The sequence below is a fragment of the Trinickia sp. EG282A genome, from assembly GCF_040965455.1.
Taxonomy (GTDB): domain Bacteria; phylum Pseudomonadota; class Gammaproteobacteria; order Burkholderiales; family Burkholderiaceae; genus Trinickia; species Trinickia symbiotica.
Window position 1 is genome coordinate 733,938 of record NZ_JBFRCC010000003.1, and the last position, 12,500, is coordinate 746,437.

Genomic DNA, 12,500 nt, shown 5'->3' on the forward strand with positions numbered 1-12,500 from the left:
ATGATACTGAGAAAACTCATAGGCTTTCTTGCGACGGCGATCATATTCGTCGCCGCGCTCGCGATCGGGCGCGCGCTTTGGATCCACTACATGGACGAGCCGTGGACGCGCGACGGCCGCGTGCGTGCACAGATCGTGACGATCGCGCCGGATGTCTCGGGCGCCGTCGTCGAGCTACCCGTCGCCGACGATCAGCTCGTGACCAAGGGCCAGGTGTTGATGCGCATCGACCCGTCGCACTATCAAGTCGCCGTCGAGCAGGCCGAGGCCGCGGTCGCCGCGCGCAAGGCGGAATGGCAGATGCGCCGCGCCGATGCGCAAAGGCGCGCCGACATGGATAGTCTCGTCGTCTCGAAGGAAAGCCGCGAAAACGCGCTGCAGGCGTCGGCGAGCGCCGAGGCGCAATACCGGCAGGCGTTGGCCGCGCTCGATGCGGCCAAGCTCAATTTGTCGCGCACGACGGTCGTCTCGCCCGTCGACGGCTACGTGACGAACCTCTCGGTCTATCGCGGCGACTATGCGACGGCAGGCACGCCGAAGCTCGCCATCGTCGACAGCCATTCGTTCTGGGTCTACGGCTACTTCGAGGAAACGCGGCTCGAGCGCGTCAAGATCGGCGACAAGGCCGAAATGCGGCTGATGAGCGGCGGCGTCCTGAAAGGCCACGTCGAAAGCATTTCGCGCGGCATCTACGATCGCGACAATCCGCAAAGCCGCGAGCTCGTCGCCGACGTCAATCCGACCTTCAACTGGGTCCGGCTCGCCCAGCGCGTGCCCGTGCGCATCCATATCGACGAAGTGCCGGACGGGCTCGTGCTTGCGGCGGGGACGACCTGCACCGTGGTCCTTTCGCCGGTTCGCCGCGACTAGAGGCTCGCGAACGTGCCCTGCCCGCGCAGCTTGAACTGGCCGACTAAGCGCTTCAACGCCTTGGCCTGATCGTCGAGCGAGCGCGCCGCGGCCGTCGCCTCTTCGACGAGCGCCGCGTTTTGCTGCGTGCCCGCATCCATTTGCGTGACGGACCGATTGATCTCCTCGATGCCGGCGCTTTGTTCCGACGAGGCCGCCGAGATCTCGCCCATGATGTCGGTGACGCGCTTGACCGCCTTCACGACCTCGTCCATCGTCCGCCCCGCGTCCTCGGCGAGGCCCGAGCCGTTTTGCACGCGTTCGAGCGAAGTATTGATGAGTGTCTTGATCTCCTTCGCGGCGCCGGCGCTGCGCTGCGCGAGAGACCGGACCTCGCCCGCCACGACGGCGAAGCCGCGCCCCTGCTCTCCCGCGCGCGCGGCTTCGACCGCCGCGTTCAGCGCGAGGATGTTGGTCTGGAACGCGATGCCGTCGATGACGCCGATGATGTCGCCGATGCTCTTCGCGCTGTCGTTGATGTCGGCCATCGTCGTGACGACGCGCGAAACGACCTCGCCGCACGTCGACGCGATCTCGGACGCATTGTTCGCGAGCGAGCTTGCCTGCTTGGCATTGTCGGCGTTCTGGCGCACCGTCGAGGTCAGCTCTTCCATGCTCGAAGCGGTCCGCTCGAGTGAAACGGCCTGCGCCTCGGTGCGCTTGGAGAGATCGAGGTTGCCCATCGAGATTTCGCCGGCGGCCGAAGCAATCGCCTCGGCGCTCGCGGCAATCTCGCCGACCGTCGCGGCCAGGCCCGTCTGCATCTCGGCGAGCGCATAGAGCATGCTCGAGCGGTCTTTCTTGCCGAGCGCGATCGGATAGGCGAGGTCTCCCGCGGCGATGCGGCTCGCGATGTCCTTGGCATAGGCCGGCTCGCCGCCGAGCTGACGCGTGAGCCGTCGCACGACCCACTCGCTGATGACGAACGCCACGACGATGAGCGCGGCCGTCATGACGGCCATCATCACGAACGACGACTTGAAGATGAACGCGGCGGCCGACATCGTCTGTTTTGCCTCGACGCCGCGCTGCGCGACGAGCTCGTCGACGAGTTTCTCGAGCTTGCCGGTCTCGACGAGGAGCGAAACGTCCTGCGTCCCGACCTGCCAGTTCATCTGCGTGAGATCGAGAGGCTGCGCCTTCACGAGCGTCACGAACTCGCGCAGATGCCCCGCCCAGGCGGCCACGGCATCGGCCAACTTCTTCTGTTGAGCGAGCGCGACGCTGTCCGACGCGTCCGTGTACTGCTTCAGCGTATCGAGCTCCCCGTTGATCGCGGCGAGGCCCCTGTCGATGTCGGCGCCGAGCTCGTCGCGCTCCTTGGCGGTCGTCGCGGTGACGAGCGTCTTCTGCGCCCGGCTCGCGCGCAGAACGCCCGCGCGCACTTCCTCGGCGGCGCGGCTGGCGACATGACCCTGATCGTAGATCGACTTCGACGAAGCATTGAGGCGGCTGATCTGCGCGAGCGCGAAGATGCCGATCGCGAGCGTGCCCACCAGCAGCACCGCAAAAGCGAGCCGCAACGATGCCTTTACCGACAGGCCGGCCTGCCACGCCTTGACCGCCCCTTTTTGCGCACCGGCTTCCGATTGACCCGATTGACCGCCGGCCGCCGCGCCGTTCGGGATGAAGCCGGCTGCCGAACGCCTGCCGAGCGAAACTGCCTTCATATGAACCCCCTTCTTATGACGCGCAGCCTCATGAGCCGCGCAGACGGCCTGGATACGGCCTTATCCTCCATTAACGGCATGCGGCGCAGCCCGCTTTAGTGTCCGCGGCCCCGGGTAAAACCCGCATGCGAATCGTTGGCAGCCACGTGCATTCGCCGCGTGCGAGCACGGTTATAGCTAAACAAAAAACGATTGGCTCAAAAAGGCGCCGGCCAAGGCGACGCTTTCGATTTCGTTTCCGGCCGGACAACGGCTTCGCGAAATCATCTGCTGAATGATGCTGATGTCTCGATCTCGACAAAAATTGTCTGAGACGTCCGCACGCGACACACTAAACTGATCGCAATAGCCACCGTGGTTGGCGCGTCAGCGCTTGCTTCGGGTCATGGGCAGTGCCGATGGGGTGACCCTGACTGCCACGCCGCTGCGTCAAATTCATATTTCTCCTATCGGGAAAGCTCGCAATGCAGAAAAACGCCCTTGCGGCGAATGCCGCGACCTCCATGCCGCCTCAGTCCGCGGCTGGCGCCTCGACCGTTCAGCGCACCGTTTATCCGGTGCTTGGCGCGATCAGCTTCTCGCATCTGCTGAACGACATGATTCAGTCGTTGATCCTCGCCATCTATCCGATGCTGAAGGCGAACTTCTCGCTTTCGTTCGCTCAGATCGGCCTCATCACGCTCACCTATCAAATCACCGCGTCGCTTCTGCAGCCGCTCGTCGGGTTCTATACCGACAAGCGGCCTCAGCCCTACTCGCTCCCTGTCGGCATGGGTTTCACGCTGTCGGGCCTGGTGCTGATGTCGGTTGCGCCCAATTTTCCGGTGTTGCTCCTGGCGGCCGCGCTCGTCGGCTGTGGCTCGTCGGTCTTTCATCCCGAATCGTCGCGCGTAGCCCGAATGGCTTCGGGCGGCCGGTATGGGCTCGCGCAGTCGCTGTTCCAGGTCGGGGGCAATGCGGGCACATCGCTCGGCCCGCTGCTTGCCGCGATGATCGTCATTCCGCACGGGCAACGCAGCATCGCCTGGTTCTCGGCCGCGGCGCTCGTCGCGATCGTCGTGCTCGCGAACATCGGCCGCTGGTACAGCCGCCATCCGGCCACGAAGAAGAAGAGCGGCGCCCGGGCCACGCATCCGACGCTCTCGAAGCAACGCGTTGCGTTTGCGATCGGCGTGCTCGTGCTGCTCGTATTCTCGAAGTACTTCTACCTCGCGAGCATCAACAGCTACTTCACGTTCTATCTGATCGACAAGTTCCATCTGAGCGTGCAGGCCGCGCAGATCCATCTGTTCGTGTTCCTCGCGGCCGTCGCGGCAGGCACGATCATCGGCGGGCCGGTCGGAGATCGAATCGGCCGCAAGTATGTGATCTGGGTGTCGATTCTCGGGGTGGCGCCGTTCACGTTGCTTTTGCCTTACGCAAACCTCTTCTGGACGGGTGTGCTGACCGTCGTGATCGGTATCGTGCTGGCCTCGGCCTTCGCGGCCATCATCGTCTACGCGCAGGAGCTGATTCCCGGCAACGTCGGGATGGTGGCGGGCCTCTTCTTCGGTTTCGCGTTCGGTCTCGGCGGCGTCGGCGCGGCCGTGCTCGGCGATCTCGCCGATGCGACGAGCATCTCGTATGTCTACAAGGTCTGCTCGTTCTTGCCGCTGCTCGGGATACTGACGGTGTTCCTGCCGAACATCGAGAGCAAGCGCGCGAAGGCGTAGGCCTTCTGGTCAGGCCCCTATCCGTGCAAACGGGCGCCAGGCGGCGCCCGTTTTGTCTTACGCCGCCGCGTACAGGTCGAGAAACCGCCGGAGAATGCCGGAAGAATAAGTGCCGGCGATATCGGTCAGAAACGATGTGAACGACATGTGCGCATGATCGTCTGCCGTGTCCGAAATCGTGCGCACGACCGCGCACGGCACATCGTGCTCGTAGCAGACCTGCGCGATCGCAGCGCCTTCCATTTCGACGGCGAGCGCATCGGGCAGCGCCAGCGCAAGCGCTCGAACCTCCGCCTCGCTCGACACGAACCGATCGCCGCTCACGATCATTCCACGATGCACGCGCACGCCATCGAGGCGAAACCGCTCGGTCAGTATCGCGCCTTCGTCGGTCACGAATCGCTCGCACGCTGCCGCGAGGCGGTCGGCCAGAGCGCCGTTCGCGTCGAACCGCGCACGTCCGAGCAACGGCACCTCGTATTTCGGAAAAATCGGCGAAGCATCGAGATCATGCTGCAACAGCGAATCCGCTACCACGATATCGCCGACGCGGACGTCGCGCCCGACGCCGCCGGCGACGCCCGTGAAGACCATCTTGCCGACGCCGAACGCATGGATCAGCGCGCCGGCGGTGGCCGCGGCCGCCACTTTGCCGACGCGCGCGAGCGTCACGACGCAGGGCACGCCGTGCACGGTGCCCGTATGGTAGTCACGACGGCCGAGCGTGACCGTGCGCATCGTTCCTTCCGCACGCATCGCATCGACGAGATCGCCGAGTTCCTGCGGCAGCGCCGCCAAAATGCCCAAGGGGGGCGTCGCCTTAGCCTTACCGTCGTTCTCGCTCACTCGATCCTCACTCGACCACTTGCAATTTCGCCACTGCCAGCGCAAGCCACTTCTCGCCGTGCCGCTTGAACCGCACCTGCGCGCGCGCATCGGCACCGCTGCCTTCGAGCGCGGTGATCGCACCCTCGCCGAACTTCGTGTGGAACACCTGCTGACCGACGCGAAAGCCTGTATCGGCTTCGCGCTGCTCGTTCGCGAACGCGGGCAGCGCGGCCGCGGCGCCTTCCGTGGCGGCATAGCCCCCGTAGCTCCCACCGTAGCGCGCTTGCTGCCGATCGGGGCGCGCAAACCAGTCGCGCCCCCAGCCCGCATTGTCGGAGCGGCCGCCCCAACGAGCTCCCGCCTCCGCCTTCGGCGTCAGCCATTTCAACGTTTCCTGCGGCAGTTCGTCGAAAAACCGCGAGCGGATGTTGTAACGCGTCTGCCCATGCAGCATCCGGCTTTGCGCGAACGACAGGTAGAGCCGCTCCTTCGCGCGCGTGATCGCCACGTACATGAGCCGGCGTTCCTCCTCCAGCCCCTCGGGCTCGATCGCGCTGTTCTCGTGCGGGAACAGACCTTCTTCGAGCCCGGTGATGAAGACGGCCGTGAATTCGAGCCCCTTCGCCGCGTGGACGGTCATCAGCTGCACGGCGTCTTCGCCGGCCTGCGCCTGGCTTTCGCCGGCTTCGAGCGACGCATGCGAAAGGAAGCCCGCGAGCGGCGTCATGAGATCGGGATTCTGCGCGGGCTCGTCGAGCCCGGGCGCATCGAGCACCGTCGTCGCGGGATCGCCGCCTTCGTCGGGAGAAAAGCCGATCTCGGGCGCGGCGCTCGCCCCGCGCGACAGCGGTATCGAGCGAGCGGGCGTATCGAGCCCATAGCCCTCCTCGCTGACGAACGCCGTCGCCGCGTTGACGAGCTCCTGCAGGTTTTCGAGCCTGTCCTGCCCCTCGCGCTCGCCCTCGTAAAACTCGGCAAGCCCACTCGTGCGCACGACGTATTCGACGGTCTCGGGCAGGCTCATGCGCTCCGTTTCCGCGCGCATCTTCGCGATCAGATTCGCGAACGAGGCGAGGCTCGATCCGGCCTTGCCCGTCACATACGTGATGGCCGCGGCCATCGAACAGTTGTAAAGCCGCGCCGCATCGGCCAATTGCTCGATCGTGCGCGCGCCGATGCCGCGCGTCGGAAAATTGACGACGCGCGCGAAAGCCGTATCGTCGTTCTCGTTGTCGATCAGGCGCAAATAGGCGAGTGCATGCTTGATTTCCTGGCGTTCGAAGAATCGCAAGCCGCCATAGACGCGATAAGGAATCCCGGCACTGACGAGCGTGTGCTCGATCGCGCGGGACTGCGCGTTGCTGCGATAGAGCACCGCGATCTCGCCGCGCGCCAGGCCCTGGTTCATCAGCGCGCGAATCTCCTCGACGGCCCAGGCTGCTTCCTGCGTATCGGTCGCGGCCTCGTAGACGCGCACGGGCTCCCCATGACCCGCGTCGGTCCGCAAATTCTTGCCGAGCCGGCGCGCGTTGTTCGCGATGAGCTGGTTCGCCGCGTCGAGAATGTGCCCGTGCGAGCGATAGTTCTGCTCGAGCTTGATGAGATGCCGTACGTTGAACTCGCGCTCGAAGTCGCGCATGTTGCCGACGTTCGCGCCGCGAAACGCATAGATCGACTGGTCGTCGTCCCCCACCGCGAAAATCGCGTTCGACGGCCCCGCCAGCAGCTTGAGCCACGCATACTGCAGCTTGTTCGTGTCCTGGAACTCATCGACGAGGATGTGCTTGAAGCGCGCCTGATAGTGGGCGCGCAGCGGCGCGTGGTGGGTGAGCAATTCGTAGCAGCGCAACAGCAGTTCGGGGAAATCGACCACCCCCTCCCGCTGGCACTGCTGCTCGTACGCGCGATAAAGCTCTACGAACTTCTGGTTGAAAGTGTCCGTCGCGTCGACCTGATCCGGCCGTAGGCCCTGTTCCTTCGCGTTGTTGATGAAGTACTGCACGTTCTTCGGCGGACATTTTTCGTCGTCGACGCCGAGGCCCTTCATGAGTCGCTTGATCGCCGAGAGTTGATCGGCCGTATCGAGAATCTGGAACGTCGCGGGCAAGCCGGCGTCGCGGTGATGCGCGCGCAGCATCCTGTTGCAAAGGCCGTGGAACGTGCCGATCCACATGCCGCGCGTATCGATCGGCAACAAGGCCGTGAGCCGCCCCATCATCTCGCGGGCGGCTTTGTTCGTGAACGTCACGGCGAGCACCGTCGCGGGGGTGGCGAAGCGCTGCTGGATCAGCCAGGCGATGCGCGTGATGAGCACGCGCGTCTTGCCGCTGCCGGCGCCGGCCAGAATCAGCGCCGGCTCGTTCGGCAACGTCACGGCGGCGAGTTGTTCGGGGTTCAGGTTGGCGAGCAGATCGGGCATTCGGAGAGCGGATAAGCGGGGCGCGGCGCCCATTATACGGCGCGATGCCGCGCGAAGCCCTTGGCCGAACGGCCGACCCGGCTCATGCGGGCTCCGGGCGCTTATAATTCAAGGTTTCGACGCATTTTTCACGATCTTTATACGCATCTTTCGGCGGATTTGAACCATGAGCGACACCACGCTGGCGAAGAGTTTCGAGCCTCGGACGATCGAGGCCTATTGGGGTCCCGAATGGGAGAAGCGCGGCTACGCCGCCCCGAAGTTCGAGCCGGGCCGCCCCAGCTTCTCGATCCAGTTGCCGCCGCCGAACGTCACCGGCACGCTGCACATGGGCCACGCGTTCAACCAGACGATCATGGACGGCCTGACGCGCTACCACCGGATGCTCGGCGACAACACGCTCTGGCTGCCCGGCACCGATCACGCGGGCATCGCGACGCAGATCGTCGTCGAGCGGCAGCTCGACAAGGCGGGCGTCTCGCGGCACGACCTCGGCCGCGACAAGTTCCTCGAACGCGTCTGGGAGTGGAAGCGCGAATCGGGCTCGACGATCACGGGCCAGGTCCGGCGGCTCGGCGCCTCGATCGACTGGTCGCGCGAGTACTTCACGATGGACGAGAAGATGTCGAAAGTCGTCGTCGAAGTGTTCGTGCGCCTTTATGAGCAAGGGCTGATCTATCGCGGCAAGCGGCTCGTGAATTGGGACCCGGTCCTGCTCACGGCCGTATCCGATCTGGAAGTGGTGAGCGAAGAAGAGAACGGCCACCTCTGGCACATCCGCTATCCGCTCGCCGAGGGCGGCGGACACCTGACCGTCGCGACGACGCGCCCTGAAACGATGCTCGGCGACGTCGCCGTGATGGTCCATCCGGAAGACGATCGTTATCGCCATCTCGTCGGCAAGCGTGTGAAACTGCCGCTCACGGATCGCGAAATCCCCATCATTGCCGACGACTACGTCGATCGCGAATTCGGCACGGGCGTCGTGAAAGTAACGCCCGCGCACGACTTCAACGACTACCAGGTCGGCCAGCGCCACGGTCTGCCGCAGATCGAGATCCTCACACTCGACGCGAAAATCAACGACAACGCACCCGCCGCTTACCGGGGGCTCGACCGGTTCGAGGCCAGAAAGCGGGTCGTCGCCGATCTCGAGGCGCGAGGCGTCCTCGAATCGGTGCAGCCGCACAAGCTCATGGTGCCGCGCGGCGACCGCACGGGGGTCGTGATCGAGCCGATGCTCACGGATCAGTGGTTCGTCGCAATGAGCAAGCCGGCGCCCGAAGGGACCTTCCACCCGGGCAAGTCGATCGCCGAGCGCGCGCTCGAAGTGGTGCGGCAAGGCGAGATCGAATTCGTGCCCGAGAACTGGACGGCCACTTACTATCAGTGGCTCGAAAACATTCAGGATTGGTGCATCTCGCGCCAGCTCTGGTGGGGCCATCAGATCCCGGCCTGGTATGGCGAGAGCGGTGAGGTGTTCGTCGCGCGCACCGAGGACGAGGCGCGCGCGCAAGCCGCCGCGCGTGGCTACACGGGCGCGTTGAGGCGTGACGAGGATGTGCTCGACACCTGGTTCTCGTCGGCGCTCGTGCCGTTCTCCTCGCTCGGCTGGCCGGCGCAGACGAAGGATCTCGAATGCTTCCTGCCGTCGTCCGTGCTCGTGACGGGCTTCGACATCATCTTCTTCTGGGTCGCGCGCATGATCATGATGACGACCCACTTCACGGACCGGGTACCGTTCCATACGGTGTACGTGCACGGCCTCGTGCGTGATCACGAAGGCCAGAAGATGTCGAAGAGCAAGGGCAATACGCTCGATCCGATCGACATCGTCGACGGCATCGAGCTCGAAGCGCTGGTCGCCAAGCGCACGACGGGTCTCATGAATCCGAAACAGGCGAGTTCGATCGAGAAGAAGACGCGCAAGGAGTTCCCGAACGGCATCCCCTCTTTCGGAACCGATGCGCTGCGCTTCACGATGGCATCGATGGCGACGCTCGGGCGCAACGTCAACTTCGATCTCGCGCGCTGCGAGGGCTACCGCAACTTCTGCAACAAGCTCTGGAACGCGACGCGCTTCGTGCTGATGAACTGCGAGGGACACGACTGCGGCTTCAGCAAGCCGGGACCGTGCGCGCCCGGCGATTGCGGACCGGGCGGCTACACGGACTTCTCGCAGGCGGACCGCTGGATCGTCTCGCTGCTGCAGCGCGTGGAGGCCGAAGTCGAGAAAGGATTTGCCGACTACCGCTTCGACAACGTCGCGAACGCCATCTACAAGTTTGTCTGGGACGAGTACTGCGATTGGTACGTCGAGCTCGCCAAGGTGCAATTGACGAGCGGCACGCCCGAACAGCAGCGTGCCACGCGCCGCACGCTCTTGCGCGTGCTCGAGACCGTTCTGCGTCTTGCCCATCCGATCATTCCGTTCATCACCGAGGCGCTCTGGCAAAAGGTTGCACCGCTTACGGACGCATGGCCGCAAGACACTGCCGAGGGCGCGGCGTCGATCATGGTGCAGCGCTATCCGCGCGCGGAACAGAAAAAGATCGACGAGGCGGCCGAGCGCTGGGCCGACGAGCTCAAGGCCGCGATCGATGCGTGCCGCAACCTGCGCGGCGAGATGAGCCTCTCGCCGGCGACCAAGGTACCGCTGCTCGTGCATGGCAACGCCGAGGCATGGCGCACGTTCGCGCCCTACGCGCAAGCGCTCGCGCGGCTCTCGGAAGTGCGGGTCATCGCCGAGGAAGCCACGCTCGATGCCGAAGCGCATGGCGCGCCGATCGCGATTGCCGGTTCCGACAAGCTCGTCCTGAAGGTCGAGATCGACGTGGCCGCCGAGCGCGAACGGCTAGGCAAGGAAATTGCTCGTCTCGATGCCGAGATCGCCAAGTGTGCGGCAAAGCTCGGAAATGAGGCATTTGTCGCAAAAGCACCGGCTGCGGTCGTGGAGCAGGAGCAGAAAAGGCTGTCACAATACCGCGATACTGTCGCCAAGCTGAGCGCGCAGCTGGCACGGTTGCCCGCATAACGCAGGGTAGAAGAGTCATATATTCCAACCGAGCATTCGACACGACTGAGCAATCGACAAACCAGGGTAATGCCATGCTAAAAGTGACCAAGGCAGTCTTCCCCGTGGCCGGTCTCGGCACACGGTTTCTTCCCGCCACCAAGGCGAGTCCCAAGGAGATGCTGCCGATCGTCGACAAGCCGCTGATCCAGTACGCCGTCGAGGAGGCGATGTCGGCCGGCATCACCGAAATGATCTTCGTGACGGGACGCAGCAAGCGGGCAATCGAGGATCACTTCGACAAGTCCTATGAGATCGAGGCGGAGCTCGAGGCGCGCGGCAAGGAGCGGCTGCTCGAACTCGTGCGCAGCATCAAGCCGAGCCACGTTGACTGCTTCTATGTGCGCCAGCCCGAAGCGCTTGGGCTCGGTCACGCGGTGCTCTGCGCCGAAAAGCTCGTCGGCGACAATCCGTTCGCCGTGATCCTCGCCGACGACTTGCTCTATGCCGTGCCGAGCGTCATGAAGCAGATGGTCGACGTTTTCGACCATTACCACAGCTCCGTCATCGGCGTCGAAGAGATCCCGCCGCAGGAAACGAAATCGTACGGGATCGTCGATGGTAAGGAATGGGAAGACGCGATCATCAAAATGTCGGGCATCGTCGAGAAGCCGGCGCCCGACGTGGCGCCGTCGAATCTCGGCGTAGTCGGCCGCTATGTGCTGAAGCCGCGCATCTTCGAGCATCTGCGCTCGATCAAGCCTGGCGCGGGCGGCGAGCTCCAGCTGACCGACGCGATCCAGTCGCTGCTCTCCGATGAACAAGTGCTGGCTTATAAGTATCACGGCACGCGTTTCGACTGCGGCAGCAAGCTCGGTTATCTGAAAGCGACGGTCGAGTTCGCGTTGCGCCACCCCGAAGTCTCGGAAGATTTCGCGAACTACCTGCGCACGCGCGCGCCCGTAATGGATAGCTGATGTCGAGAGCCCCGGGGGCGGACTGCCCGCCGGGGCGCTAATCGGCCTTAGCGACGACGCATGAGAAAGACGAACGTCTTGTCGGACGTAGTCGAGCTCTCGACAATTTCGTTGCCCGTTTGCTTGGCAAACGCCGCAAAGTCGCGCTGAGAGCCCGGATCGGTAGCGAGCACCTTCAGGATTTGGCCGCTTTGCATGTCGGCGAGCGCTTTTTTGGCGCGCAGAATCGGCAGCGGGCAGTTGAGTCCGCGCGCATCGACTTCCTTGTGAATTTCCATCGGCGATCGACCTTCGAAGAGAGACTTGCCGCTGCACCGAAAACTGACGGTTGGCGCGGTAAGAACGAACCGTTGATTTTACCGCAGGCACGTGCACCGCGCCGGCACAGCTGGCCGGCCGCTCACGGAACAGCTCAGATCAACCCTCCGAGGGGCGCAGGCGATGCGTCCGGAGCCAATCATGCAGTGCGTCGTTCATCCGCGTTTGCCAACCTTCACCGCTCGCGCGAAAGCGCTCGATGATGTCCGCGTCATATCGGATCGTCACGGAGACCTTCGGGTTGGCGAGCTTAGGCCGTCCGCCGCGCGGTTTCATTTGAGCGAATTCCTCGTCGGATGGGATGTACGTGTCCGGGTCTTCTGCGATGCCGCGCAAGATCGCAGCATCTTCCTCCGGCGTTGGCACATACAGTTTAGGCTTGTTGGACATAGCGCTTGACCTCGCGTGAATTCGCCTTCCTCAGGCTGATTACTCGGAACGCATCGCCTCGCTGAGTGAAGACGACGCAATACAGGTGCCCCTCAATCGGGACGTAGCCGACCTCGCGCAGTTCGCCGTAGTCGCGCCGGCAGTCAGGCCTGCACCAAACGGCCGACCAATCGATGACTTCAGCCAGCGACAGTGGAATACCGTGCTTGCGCCAATTGGCCTCGCTCTTTCCTGAGTCGAATTCGACACTTGCCATGTTATCGT

At 64.0% G+C, this 12,500-nt stretch carries 10 protein-coding genes; 4 read left to right on the top strand and 6 right to left on the bottom strand.

The genetic code is table 11. The features are described 5' to 3' along the window. Nucleotides 1-870, top strand: a complete 870-nt coding sequence (locus tag AB4Y31_RS17845; RefSeq protein WP_368675043.1) for an efflux RND transporter periplasmic adaptor subunit — start codon at nt 1-3, stop codon at nt 868-870. On the opposite strand, the gene AB4Y31_RS17850 is transcribed toward AB4Y31_RS17845, so the two are convergent. Next, the gene (locus tag AB4Y31_RS17850) at nt 867-2,579 is read right to left on the bottom strand and encodes a methyl-accepting chemotaxis protein (RefSeq protein ID WP_368675044.1); all 1,713 of its coding nucleotides are present in this window, start codon (nt 2,577-2,579) and stop codon (nt 867-869) included. The genes AB4Y31_RS17845 and AB4Y31_RS17850 overlap by 4 nt on opposite strands. 503 nt (nt 2,580-3,082) lie before the next feature. Here AB4Y31_RS17850 and AB4Y31_RS17855 point away from each other — a divergent pair. Beyond that, nucleotides 3,083-4,291 carry an MFS transporter gene (locus AB4Y31_RS17855; RefSeq protein WP_368675331.1) on the top strand — a complete coding sequence of 403 codons (1,209 nt, stop codon included), beginning with the start codon at nt 3,083-3,085 and terminating at the stop codon, nt 4,289-4,291. Between the two features lie 57 nt (nt 4,292-4,348). On the opposite strand, the gene AB4Y31_RS17860 is transcribed toward AB4Y31_RS17855, so the two are convergent. Both AB4Y31_RS17860 and AB4Y31_RS17865 read right to left on the bottom strand, forming a co-directional pair. Continuing rightward, nucleotides 4,349-5,137, bottom strand: a complete 789-nt coding sequence (locus AB4Y31_RS17860; RefSeq protein WP_368675045.1) for a 5'-methylthioadenosine/adenosylhomocysteine nucleosidase — start codon at nt 5,135-5,137, stop codon at nt 4,349-4,351. A 7-nt stretch (nt 5,138-5,144) separates the two neighbouring features. After that, on the bottom strand, nt 5,145-7,538 hold the full coding sequence (locus AB4Y31_RS17865) for a UvrD-helicase domain-containing protein (protein WP_368675046.1): 2,394 nt from the start codon (nt 7,536-7,538) through the stop codon (nt 5,145-5,147). Nucleotides 7,539-7,704: 166 nt separating this feature from the next. Between AB4Y31_RS17865 and AB4Y31_RS17870 the strand changes: the two genes are divergently transcribed. Further along, nucleotides 7,705-10,572, top strand: a complete 2,868-nt coding sequence (locus tag AB4Y31_RS17870; protein WP_368675047.1) for a valine--tRNA ligase — start codon at nt 7,705-7,707, stop codon at nt 10,570-10,572. A 74-nt stretch (nt 10,573-10,646) separates the two neighbouring features. Continuing rightward, a complete protein-coding gene (galU, locus tag AB4Y31_RS17875) occupies nt 10,647-11,528 on the top strand; it encodes a UTP--glucose-1-phosphate uridylyltransferase GalU (protein WP_018438944.1) in 882 nt (293 codons plus the stop codon). Between the two features lie 47 nt (nt 11,529-11,575). On the opposite strand, the gene AB4Y31_RS17880 is transcribed toward galU, so the two are convergent. The 3 genes from AB4Y31_RS17880 to AB4Y31_RS17890 all read right to left on the bottom strand — a co-directional run bounded on the left by AB4Y31_RS17880 (nt 11,576) and on the right by AB4Y31_RS17890 (nt 12,492). Further along, the gene (locus AB4Y31_RS17880; RefSeq protein WP_018438946.1) at nt 11,576-11,806 is read right to left on the bottom strand and encodes a sulfurtransferase TusA family protein; all 231 of its coding nucleotides are present in this window, start codon (nt 11,804-11,806) and stop codon (nt 11,576-11,578) included. 139 nt (nt 11,807-11,945) lie between these two features. Continuing rightward, nucleotides 11,946-12,236, bottom strand: coding sequence for a BrnA antitoxin family protein (locus AB4Y31_RS17885; RefSeq protein ID WP_368675048.1), 291 nt, complete (start codon nt 12,234-12,236; stop codon nt 11,946-11,948). Continuing rightward, nucleotides 12,220-12,492: a BrnT family toxin gene (locus AB4Y31_RS17890; RefSeq protein WP_368675049.1), complete on the bottom strand. Its 273-nt coding sequence runs from the start codon at nt 12,490-12,492 to the stop codon at nt 12,220-12,222. Before AB4Y31_RS17890 ends, AB4Y31_RS17885 begins: the two co-directional genes overlap by 17 nt. Nucleotides 12,493-12,500: the final 8 nt, after the last annotated feature.